We start from the raw sequence: 25,127 nt of genomic DNA on the forward strand, positions 1-25,127 counted from the left end.
GGAACAGCCTCAGGCGACCCGTCTTGGCCCTTCTGATCTGCGGCGGCCTGGCGCAGGCGGCGCTCGCTGGGCAACCAGGGGAACCAGATCGCCAGATAGCGGCGCCGGCGGGCGGAACGATCGATGGTCACGATCCCACTCCATGGACCAGGTCTTGGTTTCGCCGCCGCCGCTGCGCCGCCGCAGCAGCGTGGCCAGAAAGGTCGGATATCCGGGGGCGCCGGCCTCCAGGGGCTGCGAGGCCACCGCCCGGATCGACCAGCGGGTTTCGGCCGCGCTGGGCGCTGGGACGGCGCCCGCCCGGGCCAGGAACAGCGCCCCGCCACCGCTCTCCGCCGCCAGGGCCAGGCGACGGCTGGCGGTCAGGCTGAGCGCCTTGGCCTCGCCCCAGGCGCTCAGCAGCACAGCGCCCACCGCGGGACTGCGCAGAGCGTCTTCACCCACCGCCAGCAAGGTCTTCACATCACGGACCCGCACCAGCAGCAGCCCCGCCGGATCGATCCCCATTTCCTGCAGGCCCGGCCCATGGGGCCAGCCGGCCTCATGGGTCATCTGGTCATGCAGCCCCCAGACGATGGGACGACCAGCCGCAGTCCGCAGAGCCAGGCCCAGGCTGAAGGCGTTAACGGCCACGGCGTCTGCGACGCTGTCTGCATAAAGGTCATGAAGCCCTTGAAAATCCGCGCTGAACGGCGAGAACTCGACCAGAGAGTCAGAGGTCGTCCGCACCCGACCGCCACCGGGACCTTCTAGGGTCGCCAGTTGCGCGCGCAGGGCGGCGATCTCATCGCGCTCTGGAGCCTTGTTCCTCATTTGTTCTATTTTCGGCGTCGGACCCGCCAGAGTCAAGGATGGCCTGGAGCGGCTATCTATAATTTCCGATAATCTATCTTAGGCGATAAACATTTGAGGGGTGGGAGATCGACATGGGCTCGCCGGCTTAAGCCGCCGCATCCAATTGTAAACCTCGCGACAGTTGGTTTCGGCCCAGCCCCCTATGCTGCCCAAAGCCCAAGGAGGACGCCGTGGAAAACCTGCAGGACAAGGTCTCGCCCGAGGAATGGAGCCGTCGCGTGGATCTGGCCGCGGCCTTTCGTCTGGTGGCGCTCTACGGCTGGGACGACTTGATCTTCACCCACCTGTCGGCGCGCGTGCCCGGGCCCGAGCACCACTTCCTGATCAATCCCTATCAGCTGATGTTCGAGGAAGTGACCGCCTCCAGCCTGGTCAAGATCGACATGGACGGCCAGCCGGTCGACGACACAGCCCATATCGTCAACGCCGCAGGCTTCACCATCCATTCGGCGATCCACATGGGGCGCGAGGACGCCCAGGCGGTCCTGCATCTGCACACCCCGCACGGACAGGCCGTCTCGGCGATGAGCGAAGGCCTCCTGCCCCACACCCAGACCGCCATGATCGCACGGCACGACATCGCCTATCACGAGTACGAGGGCATCGCGACGGATCTGGAGGAGCGCGAGCGTCTCGTCGCCGACCTGGGCTCAAAGAACGCCATGCTGCTGCGCAACCACGGAACCCTGACCTGCGGCGACAGCGTGGCGGCGGCCTTTGTACGAATGTACTTCCTGGAGCGCGCCTGCGAGGCTCAGGTGCACATGCTCGCCGCCGGCCGCAACGGCCTGCACACGCCGCCCCAGGGCGTGGCCGAAAAGGTGGAGCAGCAGTCCTCGGGGCCGGGCGTGGCCATGATCTCTCAGATGCTGGCCTGGCCCGCCCTGTTGCGTAAGCTGGATCGCATCGATCCGGCCTATAAGACCTAGTCTCGTTCTGGAGGAGCCATGGCGTCGTCTAATCCGGTGGACATGGCCGGCATGGAGCCGAGCCCTGACCCCGTCGGCGAAGTATGGCTCGATGGCCTGGCGCCGGCGCGCCGCATCGCCCTGCTCGGCGCCGGTCGACGACTGAAGATTCTCAACGGGGCCGCGGCCTATCGGGTGGGCGACCCGCCGGACGGCCTCTATCAGGTTCTAGACGGGCATATCCGGCTGGTGAGCTATCCGTCAGCCGGGCGACAGCTGGTCAATCTCATCGTGCCGCCGTCCGGCTGGTTCGGGGAGCTGTCCACCTTGGACGAAGCGCCGCGCCCTCACGACGCCGTGGCCGTGGGCGCGACCCATCTGTTCCACATCCCCCAGCGGCGCATCAACCATCTCGGCGAGACCGACCCCGGGCTCTATCGCGACATCGCGCGGCTGGCCTGCCGCCACCAACGCATGGCGCTGGACTATATCGGGGCCTCCCTCCGGCGGACCGTCAACGGCCGGCTGGCCCAGACGCTTCTCGCCATGGCTGGCCCAAATCCCGCCGGGCCAACGCCCCCTACCCTGAGGATCAGTCAGGACGACCTGTCCGGCCCCGCCGGCCTGTCGCGTCAGACCTTGAACCGCAGGCTTCGGGCGCTGGAGACCCAAGGCCTGATCCGCCGACACTATGGTCGCATCGAGCTGATCGACACGGTCGGCCTCGGGAACATTCCTTAACCCATTCCTTCGTCAAACCTCAGACCGCCGGCCAACCGGTCGTCGACATCCGCAAGGCCTCGCCATGACCGCCTATGTGATCTTCGTCCGCGACGCGGTGACCGACCCGACGGCCCTTGAGCGCTACCGGGAATTGACGCCCGCGGCGCGAAAGGCCCATCCGCTCGAGCCGCTCGCCTTCTATGGCCCTCACGACGTGCTGGAAGGCGATCCTGTGGATGGGGTAGCCATCCTGGCCTTCCCGGACATGGCGGCGGCCCGGGCCTGGTATGCGAGCCCCGAATATCAGGCGGCGCGGCCCCACCGTCTCCAGGGCAGCCGCGGGAAGATCTACCTGGTCGAGGGGGTCGCCGCCCCTTCCGAGCCAGGGACCTAGCCCTCGCGCGAACGCGCTGCGGCGCAGGCTACTTCCCAACCCGGGCGGGCCGTCGCGATCGGGACGGGCGCGTCGGCGTTGCGCCCTGCCCCCGAAACATGCGTCGGCGCCAAGGGGTCAACAACAGGCATTGCGATTCCGGAACGATCGGTTCAGAACTATGGGCCATGGCCCGTCCCGTTGAATTCGACCGAACCCTCGCCCGCGATCGCGCCCTGCTGCTCTTCTGGCGCCGGGGCTATCAGGCCGCCTCGCTCGCCGACCTCGTGGCGGCCATGGAGATCAGCCGCAGCAGCTTTTATGCCGCCTTCGGCGACAAGCGCGCCCTGTTCCTGGAATGCCTGGACCTGTTCGCCGAGCGGACCCTGAACTTTCTGAACACGACCCTCGAAACCCATTCGCCGTTGGACGGCCTGAAGCGGTTCTTCGAGATGGGCCTGGGGCGCATGGGCGACGGCGAGTCCCACTGGGGCTGCCTCCTGGTGAACACCAGCCTGGAGATGGCCAGCGTCGATGACGCCCTGAGCCAAAGGGCCAGCGCCCATCTGGCCCGTGTGCAGGCCGCCTTCGAAGCCAGCCTCCTGACAACCGGTTGCCCAGCGCAGAAGGCCGCCGACCTCTCGGCGGTGCTCATGCTGCTGCTGGAGGGCCTGCGCGTCTCCAGCCGGCGCGCCCTGCCCCCAGAGATGCAACGCAACCAGATCCACACCGCCTTCCGCATTGTCGATGCGGCCCTCTGACCCTTGCGATCCAGGTGAGTCCCGATGAAACACGCCGTCCAGGTCGAAGTCCTCCGCGAACTCCTGCAACAGCTCGATGAGGGCGTGAACGCCGACGCTGGCGGCGTCCGCGCCGCGCCGGCCGAGACCTATACCTGTCCTGACCTGGCGAAACAGGAATGGGCCCGCTTCTTCCGCGAAACGTGGTGATCAATGTCGGCGCCCACCGCATCGCCGTCGTGCGGGTCTATCCGCATCCCGACGACCCCGGCCGGTCGGTCTCGAAGATCAGCTATTATTTCGCGCCGGAGGTGCTGGCCGAAAACCCGGAATTCGCCATCGCCTTCTCGGAAGGCTTCACCCGGGTGGTCGCCGCCGAGGACTACGCCACGGCCGAAACCACCCAGCGCGCCCTGGCCTCAGGCCTGCTGCCCGAGGTCCTGTTTGGCCGCAACGAACCGCCGCTGCACCACTATCACAACACCTTCCGCAAGGCCCTGGACATGGAGCCGTTGCCGTTCCTGACCCCGGCGGGCTGAGACGCCCTCACCAGAGGCTGGCCTGGGCGCGTGCGGGCCATTGGCGGTCATAGGTCTCGCCGCCCTCCTGGTGGTCGGACATCGCCGCCAGGATCTGGCCAGGCGTCGGCAGGCTGGCGGGGTCCACGTGGTGCGCGGCGTCCCATAGGTGGGATCGCACGATGGCCCGGGCGCACTGGAAATAGACCGCCTGGGTTTCCAGCACGATGGCGCAGCGCGGCGGTTTTCCCTCAACCGCGAAACTGGCCAGGAGATCGGCGTCAATCGACAGGCGCGCCCGCCCGTTGACCCTCAGGCAGGTTCCAGAGCCCGGTATGAGGAACAGGAAGGCGGCGCGCGGGTCGACCACGATATTGCGCAGACTGTCGCAGCGGTTGTTGCCGCGACGATCCGGCATCACCAGCCGGTTCGGCGCCTCGATCCGCACGAAGCCCGGCTGATCCCCCCGCGGCGAGCAGTCCAGGCCTTCCGGTCCGCTGGTCGCCAGGGCCACGAAGGGCGAGGCCTCCACGAACGGCCGGTAGAGCGCCGTCACGTGGTCGGCGACCTTCACCGTCGAGGCGGCGTTGGGAGAGCCGTAGAGGGCTTCCAGATCGGCGATGGTTTCGATGAACGACATGAGCCCCTCCTTCTGTCACCCATGAGATCGAGCGTCAGGATGGGGCCTGTTGAAGGCGAAACAAGGCCCGCCCCGTCAACCCCGCGCCTTGACCGAAGCCATGATCGCTTCGGCCTCTGTGAGCGTCGCTTCGTAATAGTGTTCGGCCGGTGCGAGATAGATCACAACGTAGGTCTTGCCCTTGACCTCAGACGCCAGCGCGGCGCCCTTTACATCCAACCCGTCGCGGGACGTGGCTGAGATATCGAAGCGAACCGCCGGCTGCCCCTCCAGAGTGGCCGGCCTTGGGCGTATGGCCTCAACACGCAGATAGTCCATGGCCGCAATGCTGTCGGTGACGAACTCGATCCGCTCGCTCACCGTCATATCGGCGCGGATCGTCGGCGTCGGCTGCTCCTTGTGCGCCGGCTTGACCAGATAGTCGCCAGGCGCGAGGCCGTCCGTCACATAGAGCCGGTTCAGAAGCGGCCCATCGATGGAAAGCAACCGCACCTTGTTCGATCGGCCAGGCATCAGGATGCTGACGTCCGACCATTGACGCCCCAGGGTGATTTCAGCGCCGCCAATGCGAGCCGGACCTGGCGGCAGGCTGGTGATGCCGGCGCAGCCGGCAAGAAGGGCTGCGGCGCCGAACACGCCAGCGCCAACACGAACGAGCCGGATCATGAGAGTCCCTTTTTGAGGCTGGCGACCGCGTCCTGGACGATCCAGGCGTCCTCGGCCGTGGGGGCTTGAGCGAGGTAGGTTTCATAGGCGGTGAGCGCCTCGGTCACGGCGTTGCGGCGACGCCGCAGATCACCCAGTTCCCGCCAGACAGCCACGGGCGCATCAGAGTGAACCGACGCCGTGAAATAGGCCGCCTCGGCGCGCTCAAGGTCATCCAACTGCCTGCGCAGGCGATAGGCCTCACCGCGGTAGAAGTTGATCACCCCCAGGTCTTCACCGGAGGTCTCCAACCGGCCGAGAAGATGGAGTGTCTGGCCGAAATCCCGGCGACGCAGATCGTCTTTCAGCCATGCGGCCAGGTGGGGGCGGATGGCGGCCCGATACCGCTCACGGCCCCGGACCCCTTCGCCGGTGAGTTTTGCAGCTTCGGCCTCAAGGGCCACAACCCTGTCGCGATGCAGAGGATGGCTATCGAACACCCCTAGACGGGCGTCACGCTTGCGCACCCGCTCAAAATCCGAAGCGCTGGTTTCGGCCATGACGACCCGCCAGCTTTCGGCGGCTGCCTGCGGGCGGTAGCCCGCCGCCGCAGCCCGCTGAAAGCCCAGCAGATCAGCCTCGGTCTCATGTTCGCGCGAGAACCGGAAAAAGGCGGTCACCGACGCCAGATACACGGCGTCGATCAGGTTCCCTGTCGCATCGAGAATGGGACCCGGATCGCCGTAGGGGCCGACCGACGCAGCGGCGTAAACACCCACCGCAGCCACGCCGATGGACACGGCCAAGGCGATGTTCTGTCGGTTCTTGTGAGCCAGCGCCGCTTCGACCGAGTGACTCTCGGCATAGTGACTGACCTCGTGCCCCAGGACAAAGGCGAGGCCAGCTTCGTCCTCCACCCTCAACAAGAGGCCTGACCAGACTTCTCCAAAGCCGTTCGGGGCCATGGTGGCGTTCATGAACGGCCGGTCCATGATGTAGAGACGCAACTCGTCGCAGTACTCGACGGCGACCTTGCAGGTGACCTCGCGGACATAGGCGTTCAACGCCGGGTCCTTATTGAGCTCCCCCGACTGCTGCGCCTGGCGCTCAGCCTTGGCCATGAGATCCCAGTAGCCGGCCTCGACGCTTTCCGGTGGCGGAATCATGCCGGGCGGCCGGGGCGCGGCATACCCAGCGTTCGCCGCCAGCGACAGCACCAGAGCGCGCGCGACAGATCTGTAGACCGGCACCTTAGAGCGGAATGTCTTCGAGGAGCGAGGCCGTGAGAGAGGCGGCCCCCTCCCCCTCGCGCATGTCAGCTTGCGGACCGGCGACCGCTACGTTGAACCAGATGATCTACCGGTCCGAAGGTCGACCAAAGAGGCGAAGACGCGCTGTTCGCCAAGCGGCACCGCCACACCGAGCAAGCTCATGCCCACCGCCGTCGCGACCCGGGCGCCGCTGGCGTAGCTCCCCTGACCCCGGACAAAGAGCGCATAGTCCGCCTCCTGCGCGGCGGCGATGGTCTGAGTCCCAGATCCCAGGGTCCAATCGAACCCAGGCTTGGTGGGGAGCCTGAAGGGGCCATAGTTGAACATCAGGACGGACTCGCCGACAGCTTGGTGCAATCGGAGCAACTGCCCCTGTCGGCCTTCCATCAGGCTGTCAGGATCGGACACCTTCAGCGTGTGAGAGCGCGTGCTCAACTGCGCTTGAATTTCTTGAGCGAGATTGGATTGCCCGGCCTGGCTCCAGTCGGCCCGAGGTTCCGTAATCCCGCTGGCGGTCAGCAGCCCCAGCTGAACGTCAGGTTGCATCAGCAGCACGCGGGCGCCCGGCGGCGGAGCCTGATCGGCGCCCAGGGCGACCTTCGTATTCGTGGTTGTGCAGGCCGCCATCGCCAAGCATGCGGCAGCCACGGCCAGGAGCCGTCGTATCATGTCCATCCCCCCAACAGGCGCACAGGCGCCCAGTCCCCGGCGCACCATGGCCCAGCTTAGGGGGCGTGATCAACCCCGAGTAGCGTCGTCCGATCCTGACCTGGACGGGCTGTTCCTGTGGCCTCCCCCTCGCGTCGAGCCGCCCAACCCAAGAGCCAGACAAGACAAAGGCCGGTGTCGCGGAGACACCGGCCTTGATCGCCGGATGGTTACGGCGCTCGGGCGGCCTGTGACAGCCGCGAATTCCGTCCGAAGGTCGTCTCGGCCTTAGCCGTTGACGGCGTCCTTCAGGGCCTTGGCCGGCTGGAACGACACCTTCTTGGAGGCGGCGATCTGGACGGCTTCGCCGGTCTGGGGGTTGCGGCCCGTGCGCGCCGGCTTGTTCTGCACCTTGAACTTGCCAAAGCCCGGCAGGGACACTTCCTCACCGCTGATGGCGGCGTCGCGGATGGCGGCGAAAACGCCGTCCACAATCTGCTTGGCTTGCGCCTTGGTCAGCTTGTCGTCGGCCGCGGCGACGCGATCGATGATGTCGGAGGTGTTCATGGATGGCTCCAGGTTGGGAATCGGCCTTGGACACTGCCAAGGCCTTGAGCGGGTGTCACCTGAGCAAATGGACCCAAGACCCACAATTCAAGGGATTTTTTGTTCAGCAAGGTGAACGAGCGGTTGCATCCGCCTCTTTTCGCCCGCTTTGGGCGCCTCGACCCATCATTCCGACTCCAGGCACAACCGACCCCATGACAGATGACACCCCCTTCCCCAACGGCAATTCCGAGCAGATGGCCTCGCCGTCCTATCGCCTGGCGGCCCTGGATCAGGACTTTCTGCTGGGCGACACCATGCGGGGCGTGCGCTTCCTGCTGGAGTACGCCAAGGCCGAAGACGCCCTGCGAAAATGGGGCGTCCTATCGACCATCGTGGTGTTCGGCAGCGCCCGGGTGCGCCCCGACGGCCCCGGCGAGGAGCCACGATGGTACGCCGCCGCCCGGGCCTTCGGACGGCTGGCCTCGGAGCGGGGCGGCGCCCTGCTGAACGGCGACGGCGGCCGGCATAATGTGGTCGCCACCGGCGGCGGGCCAGGAATCATGGAGGCCGCCAACCGTGGCGCCTTCGACATCGGCGCGCCGTCCATCGGCTTCAACATCACCCTGCCCCATGAGCAGGAGCCCAACCCCTATTCGACCCCGGAACTGACCTTCCGATTCCACTACTTCGCCATGCGCAAGATGCATCTGGCCATGCGGGCCAGCGGCCTGGTGATCTTCCCTGGCGGCTTCGGCACCCTGGACGAATTTTTCGAGCTTCTGACCCTGCGCCAGACCCACAAGAGTCCGCCGATCCCCATCGCCCTGTTCGACGAGGCCTATTGGCGAAAGGTGATAAATTTCGAGGCCTTGGCTGAGCACGGCATGATTGCGTCGGCCGATCTCGACCTGTTCGGATTCGCCGATACGCCTGAGGATCTTTGGCGAGTCCTTGAGGCAAAGGGGTTGCACTCGGTCGAATAGCCGCCACCTTCCCTTCCGTCACAGTGGCGCCACGGTTTCGCCGCATCGTCCTCACGGAACTCAATCGGAGGCTGTTCCATGCTCAGGATCGCGCTTGGCGCCCTTGTCGCCGTCGCTTTGACCGGCCTTGTCCTGCCGCGCTTGGCTTTCGCCGATCAGATCGACCCCGTGCAACCGCCGCGGGTCAGCGTATCCATCGCCCCTGAGTTCCGCGAAAAGGCTCTGGATACTTACGGCCTGACCGAGATCGAGCGCCTGGCCGACGGTCTAAGGGACGAGGTCGCCCGCGAACTGGATCGCACCGGCGTCATGGCCGGCGGCCGGGTCGAGCTCGTGCTCACCGACGCCAAGCCGAACCGGCCGACGCGCAAGGAGCTGGGTGATCGGCCGGGCCTCTCGTTCCGCAGCTTTTCCATCGGCGGCGCGGCGATCGAGGGCCAGATGGTCACCTTCGATGGCAAGGTCATCCCCGTCTCGTTCAGCTGGTACGCCACCGACATCACCGATGCGCGACGCCAGGCGGTGTGGGGCGACGCCCAATGGACGTTCGATCGCTTCGCCCATCGCCTAAGCCGCGGCCAACTATACGCCCTACGCTGATGCAGGCTTGCCTCGCATTGCGGGGCGCCGTCTGATCGACGCCTATCGAAGTTCCCCCCGTGAGATTTGCCGTCATGTCGTCTGAGCGTCGCTCGAGCTGGACCCTGGCGGCTCTGGCCGCCCCATGCCTGCCATTGGCCGGGCTTGGCCTGCCCCTGGTGGTCTATCTGCCGGAGTTCTACGCCAACGAGCTTGGCCTCAGCCTTTCGGCCGTGGGGGCGGCCTTTATGGGCGTACGCCTCCTCGACATCGCCTTTGACCCGTTCATTGGCGGCGTCATGGACAAGACCCGCACCCGCTATGGCCGGTTCCGTCTCTGGTTCGGCATCGGCATCCCGATCCTGATGCTGGCGGCCTACATGCTGTTCATGGCCAAGCCCGGCGTCAGCGCCGGCTATCTGTGGCTCTGGCTGCTGGTCATCTATGGCGGCTTCTCCATCGCCACCCTCGCCCACCTGTCGTGGGGCTCGGTCCTGTCGCCCGGCTATGATGAGCGATCGCGGATCTATTCCTGGTGGCAGGGCGGCAACGTTGTGGGGATGATCCTGGTCCTGACCCTGCCGCCGCTCCTGGGCCTGCTCGGTGTGCCCGGCCACGCCCTGGGGGTCGAGGCCATGGGATGGTTCATCATCCTGCTGCTGCCGCTGACCGGGCTCCTGGCGCTGTGGAAGGTGCCCGAGCCGTTCATCGTGCGGCCCCAGCAGCGGTCGGGCCTGAAGGAATATCTGGGACTCTTCAAGCGCAACAGCGTGCGTCGCCTGCTGGCCGCCGACCTCGCGATCGGCACGGGCCCGGCGATCACGGGTGCGCTGTTCTTCTTCTACTTCGAGCGCATCAAGGCCTTCGACAAGGCCGAGGCCGGCGGCCTGCTGCTGATCTATTTCATCGGCGGCCTGGTCGGCGGGCCGATCTGGACACGGCTGTCCTACAAGCTTGGCAAGCACCGGGCGCTCGCGGTCTCGACCGTGTTCTACGCCGTGGTCACCGCCGGCGCCCTGATCATTCCTCCTGGCGCCTGGCTGATCGCGGCGGGCCTGATGTTCCTGATCGGCCTGCCCTTCTCGGCTGGTCCCTTCCTGCTGCGCGCGATGATGGCCGATGTCGGCGACGAGGAACGGCTGGAGTCCGGCGCCGACCGCACGGGCCTGCTCTATGCGTTGCTGAGCGGCACGGTGAAGATCGGCTCGGCTGCGGCCATCGGCATCACCTATGTGGGCCTGGATCTGGTGGGCTTCAACGCCCGGGCCGCGGACTCGACCTCGGGTCTCGTGGGTCTGCAGGTGATGTTCCTGGCCGCGCCTGCGGTTCTGTCCCTGCTGGCCGGATGGATCATCATCAACTATCCCCTCAACGCCGAGCGCCACGCCGAAATCCGCAGCGCGCTGGAGGCTCGGGACCTGGCCGAGGCCGCGCCAGAGTTTGGCGCCGAGCCCAAGACCTCCGAGGAGATTCATGCCGTCGTCCGCCCCGCCCAGTAGCCTGCCGCCCCTGGAGCGCCTGCTGGCCATCATGGCCCGGTTGCGGGATCCGGCCCACGGCTGCCCCTGGGACCTGGCCCAGAGCTTCGCCACCATCGCCCCCTATACGGTGGAGGAAGCCTATGAGGTGGCCGACGCGATCGAGCGGAACGACCTTGGCGACCTCAAGGAGGAGCTGGGCGACCTGTTGCTGCAGGTGGTGTTCCACGCCCGCATCGCCGAGGAGCAGGGCGCCTTCGCCTTCGAGGACGTGGCCCGCGCCATCAATGACAAGATGATCCGCCGCCACCCCCATGTGTTCGGCGAGGAGACCTACGCCACCGGCGAGGCGCAGACCGCCGCCTGGGAGGCGATGAAGGCGCAGGAGCGCGCCGGCAAGGGCCGAGACCGCAGCCTGCTGGATGACGTGCCCGCCGGCCTGCCCGCCATGACCCGCGCGGTGAAGCTGACCAAGCGCGCCGCGCGCGTCGGCTTCGACTGGCCAGAGGTGTCCTTCGTGCTGGAGAAGCTGCGCGAAGAGATCGGCGAGATGGAGGCCGAGATCGAGGCTGGCGATCAGGACGCCCTGCGCGGCGAGATCGGCGACGTGCTGTTCGTCATGGCCAATCTGGCCCGTAAACTGGACATCGAGCCCGAGGACGCCCTGCGCGCCACCAACGCCAAGTTCGCCCGACGTTTCCAGTTCATCGAAGCCGCGCTGGCCGAGCGCGGCCGTACCGCCGAAGAGTCGGATCTGGCCGAGATGGACGCCCTGTGGGACGCCGCCAAGGTGGCCGAGCGGGCCTAGATCGGGTCTTCGTCCGAAATGGAGACGGCGCCCAGGTCGATCCGCGGGAACAGCTGCTCGAACTGGCCCAGGGCCTTAGGCGTCAGCCGCACCGCCATCCGCACAGCGCCGTCGTCTTCGGTGTGGCGGTCGATCACCCGGCCGTTCTGATAGAGCCAGGCGATAGCGGCCCCTTCACCGGCCGGCAGATGCGCCTCCACCGCCGGGGACTCGTCGACGAGGTCGGCGACCGCCAGCAGCAGGGGCGTAACGCCCTCCCCCGTCACCGCCGAGACCAGCAGGGCTGGCGGATGGGCGCGGCGCGCATCCCCCTCGATCATCGGCCGATCTTCGGCGTCCGTCAGGTCGATCTTGTTCCAGACCTCCAGCACCCGGCGCTCATCCATGTCGACGCCGAGACGTTCCAGGACCTCACGGACATCGGCCGCCTCGGCCGCGCTCTCGGGGCTGGCGATATCGCGGACGTGCAGGATGACGTCAGCCTCCTTCACCTCTTCCAGGGTGGCGCGGAAGGCCTCGACCAGCTCGTGCGGCAGGTCTGAGATGAAGCCCACAGTATCTGACAGGATGGCCGGCCGGCCGTCGGGCAGGTTCAGCATACGCAGGGTGGGATCGAGGGTGGCGAACAGCATGTCCTCGGCCATGACCTCGGAATTGGTCAGGCGGTTGAACAGGGTCGACTTGCCGGCGTTGGTGTAGCCGACCAGGGCGACGACCGGATAGGGCCGACGCTTGCGGGCCGAGCGCTGCAGGGTGCGGGTGCGGCGAACCTCCACCAGCTCCTTCTTCAGGCGGCCGATCTTCTCGGCCAGCAGCCGGCGGTCGGTCTCGATCTGGGTTTCACCAGGACCGCCCATGACGCCGAAGCCGCCCCGCTGACGCTCCAGGTGGGTCCAGGTGCGGACCAGACGCGAACGCTCATAGGAGAGCCTGGCCAGCTCGACCTGCAGCCGCCCCTCGCGGGTGCGGGCGCGCCTGGCGAAGATTTCCAGGATCAGCCCGGTGCGGTCGATGACCTTCACCTTCCAGGCCTTTTCCAGATTGCGCTGCTGGACCGGCGTCAGGGCGTCGTCGACGACCGCGACATCGATCTCGAGCTCTTCGCAGAGCTCGCCGATCTCGGCCACCTTGCCCTTGCCGAACAAGGTGGCGGGCATGCGTTTGCGAAGCGGCGCGACCATCCCGCGGCGGATCTCGAGATCCAGCGCGAGCGCCAGGCCCGCAGCCTCGTCGAGACGCGCCTGCGAGGACCGGGCGCCGCCGCGGCCTTCACGTTCGGGATGGATGATGAGCGCGCCCTGGACGGGCGTCTCATGGTCGATGGGTGGGGAGCTCAATCGGTCTCGTCTTCCGCCGGCTCATACAGCTGGACGGGCTGGGCCGGCATAATGGTGGAGATGGCGTGCTTGTAGACCAGCTGAGACTGGCCGTCGCGACGCAGGAGCACGCAGAAATTGTCGAACCAGCTGACCACGCCCTGCAGCTTGACGCCGTTCACGAGGAAGATGGTCAGCGGGGTCTTGGCCTTGCGGACGCTGTTAAGGAAGGTGTCCTGCAGGTTCTGCTTTTTTTCGCTCATGGCTTTTCGCCCTTTTCTCCGATCGAGGGGCCACGCGCCCCCACACACACAAGGCAAGCTAGTCCAACCCGGAGCCGCCGTGCAATCACGGTCAGCCGATCAGAGGGCGGTCTGCTTCGCCCGTTCGATATAGAGGCTCCGCAGACGCTTCGCCACTGGCCCCGGCTCTCCGCCGCCGATCGGCTGGCCGTCGATCTTCACCACCGGCAGCACGAGGGAGCCCGCGCCGGTGATGAGGGCCTCCTTGGCCCCAGCCATCTCCTGCGGCGTAAAGGGCCGTTCCTCCACCTTCAGCTGGGCCTGGGCGATCACGTCCAGCAGGGTGTGGCGGGTGACGCCGCGCAGGATGTTGGCGCCGGTGTCCCGGGTGCGCAGCACGCCGGCCTGATCGAGAATCCAGGCATTGGCGGAGGCGCCCTCGGTCACCAGGCCCGCCTCGTCGACGAACAGGGCCTCGGCCGCCCCCTGCTCCCGCGCCGCCTGCCGGGCCAGGACGTTGGGCAGCAGGCCGACGGTCTTGATGTCACAACGGCCCCAGCGGTTCTCAGGCGTGGTGATCACCGAGACGCCCAGCGCCGCCTTGGCCTCGCTCGCCGCCCGGTCGAGGGACTTGGCGGTGATGACCACGGCCGGGCGGATGGGATGGTCGGGAAAGGCGTGGTCGCGAGGCGCGACGCCGCGGCTGATCTGCAGATAGATCAGGCCTTCGCGCACCTTGTTCCGGCGCAGCATCTCGCGCAGCACGATGGTCAGGGCGGCCCGCGACATCGGCTCGGGGATCCGCAGCTCGCCCAGGCTGCGCTTCAGCCGCGCAAAGTGACCCTCGGCGTCGGCGAGCTTTCCATCGAACACCGACCAGACTTCATAGACCGCATCGGCCAGCTGATAGCCGCGATCCTCGATATGGACCGCAGCTTCGGAATGGGGGCCATAGCGGCCGTTCACATAGGCGATACGCCCCATGACTATTCGACGCCCTCCTCGAGCGCGCGGGCCCCGGACAGGCCCAGGGACTTGAGTTTGCGGTGAAGGGCCGAGCGCTCCATGCCGATGAAGGCTGCGGTGCGCGAGATGTTGCCGGAGAAGCGCATCATCTGGGCGCTGAGATATTCCCGCTCGAAGGTCTCGCGGGCTTCGCGCAGCGGCAGGGCGATGATCTTGTCGGCGCCCATCAGGCCGCCGCCATCCCCGGGCGGGGCGTCCGACGGCACCATATCGGCGGTGATCGGCTCGGCCGGATCGCCGGAGCTGAGGATCAGCATCCGCTCCACCACATTGCGCAACTGCCGCAGATTGCCCGGCCAGGGGCGGACCTGCAGCGAGGCGATGGCGTCCTCGGCCAGGATGCGGCGGGGCATGCCGCTGGCCTCGCAGATGCGCTCGATGAAGTTCTCCACCAGTTCGGGGATGTCCTCCCTGCGCTCGGAGACGCCGGGCACGGCCACGGGAACCACATTCAAGCGATGGAACAGGTCTTCGCGGAACCGGCCCTCGGCGATCTCCTCGCGCAGGTTCCGGGAGGTGGACGAGATGACCCGCACATCGACCTGCACATCGGCGTCGCCGTTCACCCGCCTGAACCGCTGCTCGACCAGCACCCGCAGGATGCGGCTCTGAGTCTCCCGGGGCATGTCGGCCACTTCATCGAGATAGAGGGTGCCGGCATGGGCGCGCTCGAAGACCCCGATCTTGCCCGGATGACCGCCCTCGCCTTCCACGCCGAAGAGCTCCACGTCCATGCGCTCCGGCGTCATGCCGGCGGCGCTGATGGCCACGAACTCGCCCTTGGCCCGGGGGCTGGCCGAATGGATCAGCCGCGCCACGGTCTCCTTGCCCGAGCCGGGGGGACCGGCGATCAGAACCCGGCTGTTGGCCGCGGCCAGCTTGGCGATCATCTGGCGCAGATGCTGGGCGGGCATGGACTTGCCGATCAGGCCCTCGGGCATGATGGCCTGGGTCCGCAGACGGCGATTTTCCCGGCGCAGGTTGGCCGCCTCAAGGGCGCGTTCGACCACCAGCAGCAGCCGGTCGGACTTGAACGGCTTCTCCAGGAAGTCGTAGGCGCCGCGCTTGATGGCGCTGACGGCGGTCTCGATATTGCCGTGGCCAGAGATCATCACCACCGGCAGGTCCGGGTCCAGCGACTTGATCAGGTCGAGCAGCTCGAGCCCGTCCATGCCGCCGCCCTGCATCCAGATATCCAGGATCAACAGGGAGGGCCGCCTCGCCCGCACCCCCGCCAGGGCGGACTCGGAGTCAGAGGCGGTGCGCACCTCATACCCCTCGTCAGCCAGGATACCCGCCACCAGATCGCGGATGTCGGCCTCGTCGTCCACCACCAGAACGTCAGCCGCCATGGGACTCTCCTTCGAGCATCATTTCGGAAGCCGGGGGCGCGCCGGTCGCGCGCCCTCCGGCCGGGAGTTGCAAAGTGGCCCGCGCGCCGCGCCCTCGCCTCGCATCGGCCAGGGCCAGGTCGCCGCCGTGGTCCTCCAGGATGCGCTTGACGATGGCCAGCCCCAGGCCGGTGCCCTTCTCGCGGGTCGTCACATAGGGTTCGGTCAGCCGGTCGCGGTCCTTTTCCGGCAGACCCACCCCATTGTCCTCCACCTCGATCGTGATGAGATCGTCGGCCAGGCCCATATGCACCTGGATACGGCCCGCCGGACTGGGCGTCGCCTCCAGGCGGGCGTGGACGGCCTCGGCGGCGTTCTTCAGGATGTTGGTCAGGGCCTGGGCCAGCATGCGGCCATCGGCCATGGCCGAGGCCTCCGGCAGCGGCTCGGCGATTTCGATCTCGATGTCCGGATTGGCGACCCGCTGGGAAAAGACCTGGGCGCGGACCAGCTCGGCCAGATCCTGCGGCGAGAACCGGGGCGCCGGCATGCGCGCGAAGGCCGAGAATTCGTCGACCATCCGGCCGATATCGCCCACCTGGCGCACAATGGTGTCGGTGCAACGATCAAAGGTTTCCAGGTCGGCGACCGGCACGTCCTTGCGGAACTTGCGGCGGATGCGCTCGGCCGAGAGCTGGATCGGGGTCAGGGGGTTCTTGATCTCGTGGGCGATGCGTCGGGCGACATCCTTCCAGGCGGCGTTTCGCTGAGCGGCCACCAGGCGGGTGATGTCGTCAAAGGTCAGGACCAGACCGCTATCCCCGCGGCTGGCGCGGACGCGCAGGCGGTGGTTTTCGCGGTCGCGCTGGATATCCACCTCGACTTCCGCCTCGCCGGAAATGGCCGCCTGGGCGGCCACGGGACCAAGCTCCGGCACGAGATCGGCCAGGGTCTGGCCCTCGCCGATCTCTTCGGGCAGCTCCAGCAGGTGGGCGGCCTGACGGTTCACCGCCGAGATCCGCCCGCCCTCGTCCAGACCGATGACCCCGGCGCTCACCTCGGACAGGACGGTCTCGATGAACTCCCGGCGGCGTTCAGCCTCATCGCCCGCCCGCTTCAAGGCCTCCTGCTGAACCTGAAGATCATGGGTCATACTATTGAATGCACGGGACAAGACGGCGATTTCTTCCGGATCGTTGTCCGCATCCACCCGGGCGTCCAGATCGCCGCCGGCCACTCGGCCCGCAGCCTGGACCAACCGCGCAACGGGACCGGAGATGGCGTTGGCCGCCGACATGCCCAGCCACACCGCGCCGACGAGCACCAGGAGCGCCGTCTCCACATAGCTGAGCGCAAAGACCGTCTGGATTCGCGCCCGGCTCTGGGCCGCCTCGCGATAGGAGATCAGAGAGCCCTCGGCTTCGATCAGATGGTTGATGATCCCCGACTCCACCGGCCGCGTCACATAGAGATAGGCGTCGGGATAGGAGTTCAGCCGATAGAGGGCGCGCATCAGGTCGGCGGAATCAAAAGCCGGCACCGAGATGTCACCTTCATCGGCGGCCTGGAAGCTGGATTCCGGTGGCACCATGTAAGGCGGCGCATTGGGCGCCTCGGTCCGGGCCAGCACCCGGCCTTCGCGGTCGATCAGATAGGCCGCGGGAAAGCCGTGATAGGCAGACTGCAGGGCCAGGAAGTGGCTGAAGGTCACCGGCGTGGCGCCCAGGGCCGGCGCGGCGCGGTTCAGGTCCACCGACATCAGGGAGACGTGCTCGCCGATATAGCGCTTCTGATCCTCCACGTAGGAGCGCGCCACCGTGGCCGAGTTCTCGACCACAGTCTGAACCCGTTCGCTGAACCAGTTGTCGACCCCGCGATTGACAAGCACCCCGTAGAACAGGGCGACGACCACGGCGGGCGCCACGGCGGCCAGGGCGAACAGGGTGACGAAGCGCAGATGCAGCCGGGCGCCCGCGTCCACCGAGCGCGCATCGAGCAGGGCCAGCAGGCGGAAACCGACCAGAGCCGCGAGAACCAGGATCAGGATCAGGTTCAGGCTGAGAACGGTCAGGATGGTCGTGGAGGCCGGCCGCAGAGGCCCGGCCTCGGGCGGCGAGGCGGCCAGCAGAATGGCCACCGCGGTCAGGATCGCCGCCAGAATGTAGCCGCCGCCGAGGACATAGCGGGACTGCAGCGCCCGCCAGAGTCTGGCGGGCGCGCTCGACGCTACCGATGTCAGAGTCAACGACGCCATGCAGGGTCAGCCTAGGCGCAACTGTGTCTAGAACTCAACACTGATGTTGCTGGATTACGCCAGGTTGTTCGGACGCCGTCATTCGCCGTCGATCAGCGCCGCCCTCGGGTCAGATCCACCCCCAGATCCTGGATCTTCTTGCGCAGGGTGTTGCGGTTGAGCCCCAGGATTTCGGCGGCCCGCACCTGATTGCCCCGGGTCGCCGCCAGGGTGAGCTGGATCAGCGGCCGTTCGACCTCTTCCAGCACCCGGTCATAGAGGCCGGCCGGCGGGACCCCATCGGGCTGCTCGGCGAAATAGCCGCCCAGATGCCGCTCCACGAGCTGGGCCAGGGTCAGCGGACCCTCTTGGCCCGGCTGGCTGGGCTGCTGGTCCACCAGCTCCTTTTCGACGATGCGGGCGGTGATCAGCTCTTCGGCATAAAGGGCGCAGATCCGACGGATCAGGTTTTCCAGCTCGCGCACATTGCCCGGCCAGGCATGGAGCTTCAGCCGTTCCAGGGCCGCCTGGTCGATGGTCTTGGACGGCAGGCCCTCGCGGTTGGCCCGCAGCAGGAACGAGCGGGCGAGATCCGGGATGTCCTCTGTGCGGTCACGCAGGGGCGGCAAACGGATCGGCGCCACGTTCAGGCGGAAATAGAGGTCCTCCCGGAACAGGCCCTGCTGGATCAGGCCGCGCAGGTCGCGATTGGTGGCCGCGATCAGGCGGGCGTTGGGCCGGCGGCCGGTCTTGGGGTTCAGAGCCGGTTCGGAACCGTCGATCACCCGCAGAAGGCGCGTCTGGGCGTCCAGGGGCATGTCCCCGATCTCATCCAGGAACAGGGTGCCGCCGTCTGCCTCCACCAGCTTGCCGCTGTCGCTGTCGGTGTCGGCGCGGCCAAACAGCTCGGTCTCCACCCGCTCGCGCGGGGTGGCCGCCAGGTTGATCACGACGAACTTGCCGTCCTTGCGCCGCCCCATGTCGTGCAGGGCGCGGGCCACGAGCTCCTTGCCGGTGCCGGACTCGCCGAGGATCAGCACGGTCAGGTCGGCGCCCACCAGACGGGCGATGGTGCGATAGACCTCCTGCATGGGCGTCGAGCGGCCGATCAGCGGCAGCCGCTCGTCGCGCATGGCCCGGGCCTGGGCGCGGGAGGCCTCGGCGTCGGCGGGGCGCGACAGGGCCCGGCGGGCCACGGCGGTCATGTCGTCCAGGTCGAAGGGCTTGGGCACATAGTCGAAGGCGCCGATCTCGGCGGCGTTGACGGCGGTCAGAAGGGTGTTCTGCGCGCTCATGACGATGACCGGCAGCTTGGGACGCTCCTTGCGGATGCGCGGCAGGACGTCGAACACGTTCTCGTCGGGCATCATCACGTCGGTGATGACCAGATCGCCCTCGCCTTCCGACACCCACTTCAGCAGGGTCGAGGCGTTGCCCGTGGCCCGGACCTGGTAGCCCAGCCGGGTGAAGGACTGGGAGAGGACAAGCCGGATGGAGGAATCATCATCCGCAATGAGGATCTTCTTACCTGCGGCGCTCATGCCGAGACGTCCTTTTCGGTCACAATGGGAAGCAACACGCGGAACACTGTCCGCCCAGGTTCAGACTCGAAATCGATCAGGCCGCCGTGGCCGGCGACCAGCTTGGAGACCAGGGCCAGGCCAAGGCCGGCCCCATTCGGCTTGGTGGTGATGAAGGGCTGGAAGAGACTTTCGCGCAGGTGCGAGGGCACGCCGGGGCCATTGTCCTGGATCCGCACTTCCAGCGGCGTGCCGCGGAGCTGGCGGTCCTTGGCCGAGCGCACCCGCACGCCATGGCGGTAGGCGGTAGTGATCAGCACCTCGCCGCGACCGTCGCCCCGGGCATGGGCGGCTTCCGAGGCGTTCTTCACCAGGTTCAGGAAGACCTGGATAAGCTGGTCCTCGTCGCCTGGCGTCGATGGCAGGGACGGATCGTACTGTTCGCGCAGCAGCAGGCCATCGGCGACGCCGTTGACCGCCAGGGCGCGGACGCGGTCGAGGACTTCGTGGATGTTGACCGGATTGCGGGCCGGCGGCGCATCGTCGGCGAACACCTCCATGCGATCCACCAGCCGCTTCACCCGATCGGTCTCATCGACGATCAGCTGGGCCAGGGGCACGTCCTCGGCCTTGGCGCCGGCCTTCAGCAGCTGGGCGGCGCCGCGGATGCCGGCCAGGGGATTCTTGATCTCGTGGGCCAGCATGCGGCCCAGACCCATGATCGAGCGAAGGCCCGCCACGTCGCCGGCGAACTCCGAGAACACCCCGCCCTTGACCTGCAGGGTCAGCAGCACCGAGCCGTCCCCCAGGGGGGCGGCTGCGCCGTCGGCCTCGAAGGGCGGCAGGCCGAAGAGGTTCATCCCGATACCCCGTTCGCGCACCGCTCCGCCCTCCTCAAGGGCGCGGTTGAGCAGTTCGACCAGGGGAGAGCCCGGCGGCAGGGCGGCCCGGAAACGGCCTCTGGCCAACAGGCCCAGGCCCTGGCCGAACAGCGCCTCGGCCGCCTCATTCACCGCGATCAGGGCGCCGTCGCGATCGATGACCATGGCCGGCTCGGGGCTCAGGTCGAAAGCGGCGGATTTGAGCGCCGACAGCTCCGCGCCGCTGGATGTCGTCTTGGTCCGGCTCGTCATGCGGCCAACCTCGCCTCAGGGCCGCGCCAGAGCGCAGCCAGTTCAGATTTCACCTCGGACGGATCCTCCAGTCGGCAGAGCCGCGAACGGGCGGCCCGCCTGGCCTCGGCCTGCATGGGCCAAGGCGCGTTATCGATGTAGGCGGCCAGATGCTTGCGGAAGATCCGCAGGCCCAGGCGCGCGCCATAGAAGTCGAGGGCGTCCTCGAAATGGGCGAGGACGATCGAAAGCCGCGTTTGCGCATCCGGCCCTTGGAAAGTCCGGCCCTCCAGGGCGGCCTCGATCTCGGCGGCGATCCAGGGCCGGCCATAGACGCCGCGGCCCACCATGACCCCGTCGGCGCCCGAGAGCGCCAGGGCCTGGCGGGCGGTCTCGCCGTCCACGATGTCGCCATTGACGATGACCGGCACGTCCACCGCCGCCTTCACCCGGGCCACGGCGGCCCAGTCGGCGGCGCCCTTGTAGAACTGGCTGCGGGTGCGACCGTGAACCGTGACCGCCCGGGCGCCGACGCCGACGCATCGCGCGGCGAGCTCTGGCGCATTCAGGTTGGCGGCGTCCCAGCCCAGCCGCATCTTGACGGTGACGGGCACGTCCACGGCCTGGGCGATCGCATCGACGATGGCTTCAGCAAGGTCGGGCTCGCGCATCAGGGCCGAGCCGCAGGCGACCCCGGTCACCTCGCGGGCCGGGCAACCGAAGTTGATGTCGATGATCTCGGCGCCGGCCTTGGCCGCCAGCCGGGCGCCCTGGGCCATGGTCGCCGGGTCTCGCCCGACCAATTGAACCACCATCAGGGGCAGGCCCTCGCCGACCGCGGCGCGGCGGACCACGTCAGGCCGGCCACGGGCGAATTCGTCCGACGCGACCATTTCCGTGGCCACATAGGGGGCGCCCAGGCGACTGGCCGCGCGACGAAATGGAAGGTCGGATACGCCGGTCATGGGCGCGATCCAGACGCGCCCGCCAACCTCAATTTCCCCGACCTTGAGCTTATTGCCCATTTTATGATCACCCTTACCGCTGCCTTTTTAGGCAATTTGTGCGGCGCCGTAAAGCCTGGACAACAGGCCTTGGCGCCCTAAACACGCCGCATGAGCTTTTCGGCCATAGTTGTCGCCGCGGGAAGCGGGACCCGCGCGGGCGCAGGGACGCCTAAGGCCTGGCGCCCGCTGGGCGGACGGGCGGTGGCTCGCTGGTCGATTGAGGCCCTTTTGGCGGCCGGCGCCGATGAGGTCGTGGTGGCGGTGGCGGCCGACATGGTCGAGACCGCAAGGACGGCCTTGCACGGGCTTCCCAACATCACCCTGGTCGAGGGCGGCGCCACCCGATCCGGTTCGGTCAGGGCTGCGCTGGCGGCCGTCCCGCCGCATCGGCAAGATCGGCCTGTCCTCATCCACGACGCCGCCCGCCCCTTCCTTAGCCGAGACCATGTGTCGCAGGCGCTGGGCGCCCTCGCCCAGGCCGATGGGGCGATCCTCGCCCTGCCGCTCGCCGATACGCTCAAGCGGCAGGCTGACGGCGTCCTTGAGACCCCGTCCCGCGAGGGGTTGTGGCGCGCCCAGACCCCCCAGGCCTTCGCCCATGATCGACTGAGCGCCGCCTACGCCGTCTGGCCCGGCGACCAGGAGCCGACGGACGACGCCCAGGTGATGACCGCCGCCGGTGGCGCGGTGGCGATCTGTCCCGGCGATCCCTTGCTGTTCAAGCTGACCTATCCAGAGGACTTCGCCATGGCCGAACGACTCGCGAGCGGCGCCCGGCTGGTTCGCACGGGCCAGGGATTTGACGCCCACCGCTGGGGTCCCGGCGACGCCGTCTGGCTCTGCGGCGTGCGCATCGACCACGACCAGACCCTGATCGGCCACTCCGACGCCGACGCCGGCCTTCACGCCCTGACGGACGCCCTGCTCGGGGCCATCGGCGCTGGCGACATCGGCGAGCACTTCCCACCCAGCGATCCCCAGTGGCGAGGCGCGTCGTCCGACCAGTTCCTGGCTCACGCCGCCCAGCTGGTGCGCAGCCGCGGCGGCGAGATCATCAACGTGGACGTCACCCTGATCTGCGAGCGGCCCAAGATCCGGCCGCATCGGGACGCCATGCGCGCGCGCCTCGCCGAGATCCTCGGCCTCCCCGAAGACCGGATCAGCGTCAAGGCCACCACCACCGAGGGCATGGGCTTCACCGGCCGGCAGGAAGGCCTCGCCGCCCAGGCCCTGGCCACCGTCGAGACGCCGCGCTAGCGCCTCACGCCCTAGCGCCTCTCAGGGCAGCCAGGCCCAGATCTCCTTCATCCGCGCATACATCGCCCCGGGCAGGTTGGTGTAGGCGTCGGTCCAGGGGGCGGCCAGGGTCGGATCGATCGGGTCCCAGCGGACATCGTTCTCGTAGGGCTCAAGCGCCGCCTCGGACCGGGCCACGATCACCACATCCTCAGACGACTCCCAGAGCGGCGGGCTTTCATAGGCTGCGGCGTGACGTTGCAGCAGACCCACGCCGCCCGCCGCCTCAACCACCGCCATGGCCGGCGAGATCAGGTCGAGGTTGCGGTTCGAGAGGTGCATGATCAGCACCCCGTCGGGCTTCAACCGCGCCAGATACATCCGCACCGCCTCCACCGTCAGCAGGTGGGCCGGCACCGCGTCCGAGGAGAAGGCGTCAAGCAGCAGCAGATCGAACTGGCCCTCGGGCTGATCCTGCAGGGTCAGGCGCGCATCGCCGATCACATAGTCGATCGGCCCCTTGGCGCATTCGGTGGTGTAGGTGAAATAGGCCGGGTCATTGGCGATGCGGACCATCATCGGATCGATCTCGAAGAAGGTCATCCGATCTTCCGGTCGTACAAAGGCCGCCACCGTCCCTGTCCCCAGGCCGACGGCGCCAATGGTCAGGCTGGCCTTTTCAGCGCGTTTTGCGGCGAACACCTGTCCGATCGGCGTCTCGGGCGCATAGTAGACGATGGGACGACAGCGATGTTCCGGGGCCCTCGCCTGGGCCCCGTGCAGGGTGGTGCCGTGGGCGAGCATATGGACCGTGCCGCCCAGCGCCTCGACCGGCATCACCGACTGGCGTGCGACCCCGAAGAAGCTGCGCCATTGCTGACGCACATCGACCCGGTCGCCGACCATCTGGGCGGAGATCAGCAGCATGGTGATGGTGGCGAAGAAGAGCACCGTGCTCCGCCGGATGAGAAAGGCGGCGACGGTGACCACGCCCAGCAGGATGCGAACGACCGACTCGCTGCCGGCATAGAGGCCTGCCAGGACAGGCGCGACCGCCAGAGCGACGACGGCGATGGCGAAGAGGCCCCAGCGCCAGGCCTTGTCCGTCGCCATCTCCCAGGGCCGGCCCAGACAGGCCAGGGCCAGGACCAGGGGATATTCCCAGACATTGACGAAAATCACCGGCGCGACGAAGGCGTTGAACCCGCCCCCCAGCACGCCGCCGATGGACAGGCACAGGTAGAATTCTGTGAGCCGGCTGGGCGGCGGGCGGCGCTCCACCAGGGTCTGGTGGCACACCAGCGCCGTCAGGAAGAATGCCGCCAGGTGAATCCCCAGCTGAAGCAGCAGATTGGTGGTGTGGAACGGCATGATCACGGCGCAGGCCGCCAGCGCCGCCGCGTGGAACAGCAGCCCGACACGCCGGGAAATCAGCGGCCGATCCTGGAAGGCGATGACGAAGGTCAGCAGATAGAGCGCCAAAGGCACGACCCAGATGAAGGGCGCCGAAGCGACGTCGGTCGTGATGTGGGTCGTGACCCCCAGCATCAGGCTGGACGGAATGGCCGCCAGACCGATCCAGATCAGGCGGGTCCGCCATGGCCTGATCGGCGCCAGATCCTGGCCATCGGCCTCGACGGCGACCGCCGCGGCGACCTGGGACGGGGCGCGGGCGACCATCAGGCCCAGACACGCCATCAAGACGACGAAGCCGCCATAGCCCAGGCTCCAGGCGATGGTCTGGGCCTGGACCGCCAGGGTCGGCTCGACGGCGATGGGATAGCCCAGCAGGGCGATCAAGCTGCCGAGATTGCTGGCGGCGTACAGCACATAGGGGCCCCGCCCTTCCCCCTCCCGATAGATGCGCGCGTGCCAGGCCTGCGCGAGCGGAGCCGTCGCCGAGAGCACGGCGAAGGGCGCCCCCACCATCAAGCCCAAGGCGCCGAGCAGCCACAGCGCTGGATGATCAGAGGTCGGCGGCCCCAACATCTCGTGCACGCGCAGCGGCAGCACCAGAGCGGCTATCAGCAGGGCTGCGCCATGGATCATCGCCTGACGGCGCACCGACCCGGCTCTTTGCAACAGGTGGGCATAGGCGTAGCCGACCAGCAGGGCGGCCTGGAAGAAGGCCATGCTGGTGTTCCACACCGCCGGCGTGCCCCCCATGAGCGGCAGGAGCAGCTTGGCGGCCATGGGCTGGACCATGAACACAAGCGTGGCGCTGGCGAAGACAGTGACGCCGAACAGGGCCGGCGCGACGGCGGGGGCGGCCTGGGGATGAGGCGCTGACAGGCTCATCGCGCCGATTCGGCTTGTAAGGTCATGTCCGGCAATGGTGTGGTCTGCGCAGCCCGGCGCCTAGCGCCTTACTGATGTTGCGTCGGAG

The 25,127-nt window shown here is 67.6% G+C and carries 26 protein-coding genes; 11 read left to right on the forward strand and 15 right to left on the reverse strand.

Annotated elements, in window-relative coordinates:
• Positions 1 to 9 precede the first annotated feature (9 nt).
• Positions 10 to 813 carry an ImuA family protein gene (locus Q8L83_RS14040; protein WP_305287948.1) on the reverse strand — a complete coding sequence of 268 codons (804 nt, stop codon included), beginning with the start codon at positions 811 to 813 and terminating at the stop codon, positions 10 to 12.
• A 212-nt stretch (positions 814 to 1,025) separates the two neighbouring features.
• On the opposite strand from Q8L83_RS14040, the gene Q8L83_RS14045 reads away from it, so the two are divergent.
• The 6 genes from Q8L83_RS14045 to Q8L83_RS14070 all read left to right on the forward strand — a co-directional run bounded on the left by Q8L83_RS14045 (position 1,026) and on the right by Q8L83_RS14070 (position 4,138).
• Positions 1,026 to 1,784, forward strand: a complete 759-nt coding sequence (locus Q8L83_RS14045; protein WP_305287950.1) for a class II aldolase/adducin family protein — start codon at positions 1,026 to 1,028, stop codon at positions 1,782 to 1,784.
• An 18-nt stretch (positions 1,785 to 1,802) separates the two neighbouring features.
• Positions 1,803 to 2,504, forward strand: a complete 702-nt coding sequence (locus Q8L83_RS14050; protein ID WP_305287952.1) for a Crp/Fnr family transcriptional regulator — start codon at positions 1,803 to 1,805, stop codon at positions 2,502 to 2,504.
• A gap of 64 nt (positions 2,505 to 2,568) precedes the next feature.
• On the forward strand, positions 2,569 to 2,880 hold the full coding sequence (locus Q8L83_RS14055; protein ID WP_305287954.1) for a DUF1330 domain-containing protein: 312 nt from the start codon (positions 2,569 to 2,571) through the stop codon (positions 2,878 to 2,880).
• Positions 2,881 to 3,047: 167 nt separating this feature from the next.
• On the forward strand, positions 3,048 to 3,620 hold the full coding sequence (locus Q8L83_RS14060) for a TetR/AcrR family transcriptional regulator (RefSeq protein WP_305287956.1): 573 nt from the start codon (positions 3,048 to 3,050) through the stop codon (positions 3,618 to 3,620).
• Between the two features lie 24 nt (positions 3,621 to 3,644).
• Positions 3,645 to 3,809 (forward strand): hypothetical protein, encoded by a 165-nt coding sequence (locus Q8L83_RS14065; RefSeq protein WP_305287957.1) that lies wholly within the window; start codon positions 3,645 to 3,647, stop codon positions 3,807 to 3,809.
• Positions 3,779 to 4,138, forward strand: coding sequence for an SRPBCC family protein (locus Q8L83_RS14070; RefSeq protein WP_305287959.1), 360 nt, complete (start codon positions 3,779 to 3,781; stop codon positions 4,136 to 4,138). The genes Q8L83_RS14065 and Q8L83_RS14070 overlap by 31 nt, the downstream gene beginning before the upstream one ends.
• Positions 4,139 to 4,145: 7 nt before the next feature.
• Here the strand turns inward: Q8L83_RS14070 and Q8L83_RS14075 are convergent, their stop codons facing one another.
• From Q8L83_RS14075 to Q8L83_RS14095, 5 genes are all read right to left on the reverse strand, one after another.
• Positions 4,146 to 4,757, reverse strand: coding sequence for a pyridoxamine 5'-phosphate oxidase family protein (locus Q8L83_RS14075; RefSeq protein ID WP_305287961.1), 612 nt, complete (start codon positions 4,755 to 4,757; stop codon positions 4,146 to 4,148).
• Positions 4,758 to 4,832: 75 nt separating this feature from the next.
• Positions 4,833 to 5,423 carry a hypothetical protein gene (locus tag Q8L83_RS14080; RefSeq protein ID WP_305287962.1) on the reverse strand — a complete coding sequence of 197 codons (591 nt, stop codon included), beginning with the start codon at positions 5,421 to 5,423 and terminating at the stop codon, positions 4,833 to 4,835.
• The gene (locus tag Q8L83_RS14085) at positions 5,420 to 6,568 is read right to left on the reverse strand and encodes a M48 family metallopeptidase (RefSeq protein ID WP_305287964.1); all 1,149 of its coding nucleotides are present in this window, start codon (positions 6,566 to 6,568) and stop codon (positions 5,420 to 5,422) included. Before Q8L83_RS14085 ends, Q8L83_RS14080 begins: the two co-directional genes overlap by 4 nt.
• A 171-nt stretch (positions 6,569 to 6,739) precedes the next feature.
• Positions 6,740 to 7,306 carry a hypothetical protein gene (locus tag Q8L83_RS14090; protein ID WP_305287966.1) on the reverse strand — a complete coding sequence of 189 codons (567 nt, stop codon included), beginning with the start codon at positions 7,304 to 7,306 and terminating at the stop codon, positions 6,740 to 6,742.
• Positions 7,307 to 7,609: 303 nt separating this feature from the next.
• On the reverse strand, positions 7,610 to 7,888 hold the full coding sequence (locus Q8L83_RS14095; RefSeq protein WP_304752677.1) for an HU family DNA-binding protein: 279 nt from the start codon (positions 7,886 to 7,888) through the stop codon (positions 7,610 to 7,612).
• 194 nt (positions 7,889 to 8,082) lie between these two features.
• Between Q8L83_RS14095 and Q8L83_RS14100 the strand changes: the two genes are divergently transcribed.
• The 4 genes from Q8L83_RS14100 (at position 8,083) to mazG (ending at position 11,718) form a co-directional block, all read left to right on the forward strand.
• Complete coding sequence (locus Q8L83_RS14100) at positions 8,083 to 8,853, forward strand: LOG family protein (RefSeq protein ID WP_305287968.1); 771 nt, start codon at positions 8,083 to 8,085, stop codon at positions 8,851 to 8,853.
• Positions 8,854 to 8,931: 78 nt separating this feature from the next.
• A complete protein-coding gene (locus Q8L83_RS14105) occupies positions 8,932 to 9,453 on the forward strand; it encodes a hypothetical protein (RefSeq protein ID WP_305287970.1) in 522 nt (173 codons plus the stop codon).
• 74 nt (positions 9,454 to 9,527) lie between these two features.
• Positions 9,528 to 10,931, forward strand: a complete 1,404-nt coding sequence (locus Q8L83_RS14110) for an MFS transporter (RefSeq protein ID WP_305287972.1) — start codon at positions 9,528 to 9,530, stop codon at positions 10,929 to 10,931.
• Positions 10,906 to 11,718, forward strand: a complete 813-nt coding sequence (gene mazG, locus Q8L83_RS14115) for a nucleoside triphosphate pyrophosphohydrolase (RefSeq protein ID WP_305287973.1) — start codon at positions 10,906 to 10,908, stop codon at positions 11,716 to 11,718. The genes Q8L83_RS14110 and mazG overlap by 26 nt, the downstream gene beginning before the upstream one ends.
• Here the strand turns inward: mazG and hflX are convergent.
• The 8 genes from hflX to dusB form a co-directional block, all read right to left on the reverse strand.
• Positions 11,715 to 13,055, reverse strand: a complete 1,341-nt coding sequence (gene hflX / locus Q8L83_RS14120; protein ID WP_305287975.1) for a GTPase HflX — start codon at positions 13,053 to 13,055, stop codon at positions 11,715 to 11,717. The genes mazG and hflX overlap by 4 nt on opposite strands.
• A complete protein-coding gene (hfq, locus tag Q8L83_RS14125) occupies positions 13,052 to 13,297 on the reverse strand; it encodes an RNA chaperone Hfq (protein ID WP_293318910.1) in 246 nt (81 codons plus the stop codon). The genes hflX and hfq overlap by 4 nt, the downstream gene beginning before the upstream one ends.
• 99 nt (positions 13,298 to 13,396) lie before the next feature.
• Positions 13,397 to 14,260, reverse strand: coding sequence for a D-amino-acid transaminase (locus tag Q8L83_RS14130; protein ID WP_305287977.1), 864 nt, complete (start codon positions 14,258 to 14,260; stop codon positions 13,397 to 13,399).
• A gap of 2 nt (positions 14,261 to 14,262) precedes the next feature.
• The gene (locus Q8L83_RS14135) at positions 14,263 to 15,654 is read right to left on the reverse strand and encodes a sigma-54 dependent transcriptional regulator (protein ID WP_305287980.1); all 1,392 of its coding nucleotides are present in this window, start codon (positions 15,652 to 15,654) and stop codon (positions 14,263 to 14,265) included.
• Positions 15,644 to 17,887, reverse strand: a complete 2,244-nt coding sequence (locus tag Q8L83_RS14140) for a PAS domain-containing sensor histidine kinase (RefSeq protein ID WP_305287982.1) — start codon at positions 17,885 to 17,887, stop codon at positions 15,644 to 15,646. The genes Q8L83_RS14135 and Q8L83_RS14140 overlap by 11 nt, the downstream gene beginning before the upstream one ends.
• 92 nt (positions 17,888 to 17,979) lie before the next feature.
• Positions 17,980 to 19,407, reverse strand: a complete 1,428-nt coding sequence (locus tag Q8L83_RS14145) for a sigma 54-interacting transcriptional regulator (RefSeq protein WP_305287984.1) — start codon at positions 19,405 to 19,407, stop codon at positions 17,980 to 17,982.
• Positions 19,404 to 20,519, reverse strand: a complete 1,116-nt coding sequence (locus Q8L83_RS14150) for a nitrogen regulation protein NR(II) (RefSeq protein WP_305287986.1) — start codon at positions 20,517 to 20,519, stop codon at positions 19,404 to 19,406. Before Q8L83_RS14150 ends, Q8L83_RS14145 begins: the two co-directional genes overlap by 4 nt.
• On the reverse strand, positions 20,516 to 21,523 hold the full coding sequence (dusB, locus tag Q8L83_RS14155; protein ID WP_305287988.1) for a tRNA dihydrouridine synthase DusB: 1,008 nt from the start codon (positions 21,521 to 21,523) through the stop codon (positions 20,516 to 20,518). The genes Q8L83_RS14150 and dusB overlap by 4 nt, the downstream gene beginning before the upstream one ends.
• A gap of 90 nt (positions 21,524 to 21,613) precedes the next feature.
• Between dusB and Q8L83_RS14160 the strand changes: the two genes are divergently transcribed.
• Positions 21,614 to 22,762, forward strand: a complete 1,149-nt coding sequence (locus Q8L83_RS14160; RefSeq protein WP_305287990.1) for a bifunctional 2-C-methyl-D-erythritol 4-phosphate cytidylyltransferase/2-C-methyl-D-erythritol 2,4-cyclodiphosphate synthase — start codon at positions 21,614 to 21,616, stop codon at positions 22,760 to 22,762.
• A gap of 21 nt (positions 22,763 to 22,783) precedes the next feature.
• Here Q8L83_RS14160 and Q8L83_RS14165 read toward each other — a convergent pair whose 3' ends face one another.
• Entirely contained in the window at positions 22,784 to 25,039 is a 2,256-nt protein-coding gene (locus Q8L83_RS14165; RefSeq protein ID WP_305287992.1) for a spermidine synthase, read from the reverse strand.
• Between the last annotated feature and the right edge of the window lie 88 nt (positions 25,040 to 25,127).

This window comes from Phenylobacterium sp., from assembly GCF_030680185.1.
In the GTDB taxonomy this organism is placed as follows: domain Bacteria; phylum Pseudomonadota; class Alphaproteobacteria; order Caulobacterales; family Caulobacteraceae; genus Phenylobacterium.

What these genes read in the sequence shown, in the direction of transcription:
- Q8L83_RS14040 (WP_305287948.1), bottom strand. Translation starts at nt 813, where the DNA reads ATGAGGAACAAGGCTCCAGAGCGCGATGAGATCGCCGCCCTGCGCGCG.
- Q8L83_RS14050 (WP_305287952.1), top strand. Translation starts at nt 1,803, where the DNA reads ATGGCGTCGTCTAATCCGGTGGACATGGCCGGCATGGAGCCGAGCCCT.
- Q8L83_RS14055 (WP_305287954.1), top strand. Translation starts at nt 2,569, where the DNA reads ATGACCGCCTATGTGATCTTCGTCCGCGACGCGGTGACCGACCCGACG.
- Q8L83_RS14060 (WP_305287956.1), top strand. Translation starts at nt 3,048, where the DNA reads ATGGCCCGTCCCGTTGAATTCGACCGAACCCTCGCCCGCGATCGCGCC.
- Q8L83_RS14065 (WP_305287957.1), top strand. Translation starts at nt 3,645, where the DNA reads ATGAAACACGCCGTCCAGGTCGAAGTCCTCCGCGAACTCCTGCAACAG.
- Q8L83_RS14070 (WP_305287959.1), top strand. Translation starts at nt 3,779, where the DNA reads ATGGGCCCGCTTCTTCCGCGAAACGTGGTGATCAATGTCGGCGCCCAC.
- Q8L83_RS14075 (WP_305287961.1), bottom strand. Translation starts at nt 4,757, where the DNA reads ATGTCGTTCATCGAAACCATCGCCGATCTGGAAGCCCTCTACGGCTCT.
- Q8L83_RS14080 (WP_305287962.1), bottom strand. Translation starts at nt 5,423, where the DNA reads ATGATCCGGCTCGTTCGTGTTGGCGCTGGCGTGTTCGGCGCCGCAGCC.
- Q8L83_RS14085 (WP_305287964.1), bottom strand. Translation starts at nt 6,568, where the DNA reads ATGATTCCGCCACCGGAAAGCGTCGAGGCCGGCTACTGGGATCTCATG.
- Q8L83_RS14095 (WP_304752677.1), bottom strand. Translation starts at nt 7,888, where the DNA reads ATGAACACCTCCGACATCATCGATCGCGTCGCCGCGGCCGACGACAAG.
- Q8L83_RS14100 (WP_305287968.1), top strand. Translation starts at nt 8,083, where the DNA reads ATGACAGATGACACCCCCTTCCCCAACGGCAATTCCGAGCAGATGGCC.
- Q8L83_RS14105 (WP_305287970.1), top strand. Translation starts at nt 8,932, where the DNA reads ATGCTCAGGATCGCGCTTGGCGCCCTTGTCGCCGTCGCTTTGACCGGC.
- Q8L83_RS14110 (WP_305287972.1), top strand. Translation starts at nt 9,528, where the DNA reads ATGTCGTCTGAGCGTCGCTCGAGCTGGACCCTGGCGGCTCTGGCCGCC.
- mazG (WP_305287973.1), top strand. Translation starts at nt 10,906, where the DNA reads ATGCCGTCGTCCGCCCCGCCCAGTAGCCTGCCGCCCCTGGAGCGCCTG.
- hfq (WP_293318910.1), bottom strand. Translation starts at nt 13,297, where the DNA reads ATGAGCGAAAAAAAGCAGAACCTGCAGGACACCTTCCTTAACAGCGTC.
- Q8L83_RS14130 (WP_305287977.1), bottom strand. Translation starts at nt 14,260, where the DNA reads ATGGGGCGTATCGCCTATGTGAACGGCCGCTATGGCCCCCATTCCGAA.
- Q8L83_RS14135 (WP_305287980.1), bottom strand. Translation starts at nt 15,654, where the DNA reads ATGGCGGCTGACGTTCTGGTGGTGGACGACGAGGCCGACATCCGCGAT.
- Q8L83_RS14140 (WP_305287982.1), bottom strand. Translation starts at nt 17,887, where the DNA reads ATGGCGTCGTTGACTCTGACATCGGTAGCGTCGAGCGCGCCCGCCAGA.
- Q8L83_RS14145 (WP_305287984.1), bottom strand. Translation starts at nt 19,407, where the DNA reads ATGAGCGCCGCAGGTAAGAAGATCCTCATTGCGGATGATGATTCCTCC.
- Q8L83_RS14150 (WP_305287986.1), bottom strand. Translation starts at nt 20,519, where the DNA reads ATGACGAGCCGGACCAAGACGACATCCAGCGGCGCGGAGCTGTCGGCG.
- dusB (WP_305287988.1), bottom strand. Translation starts at nt 21,523, where the DNA reads ATGGGCAATAAGCTCAAGGTCGGGGAAATTGAGGTTGGCGGGCGCGTC.
- Q8L83_RS14160 (WP_305287990.1), top strand. Translation starts at nt 21,614, where the DNA reads ATGAGCTTTTCGGCCATAGTTGTCGCCGCGGGAAGCGGGACCCGCGCG.
- Q8L83_RS14165 (WP_305287992.1), bottom strand. Translation starts at nt 25,039, where the DNA reads ATGAGCCTGTCAGCGCCTCATCCCCAGGCCGCCCCCGCCGTCGCGCCG.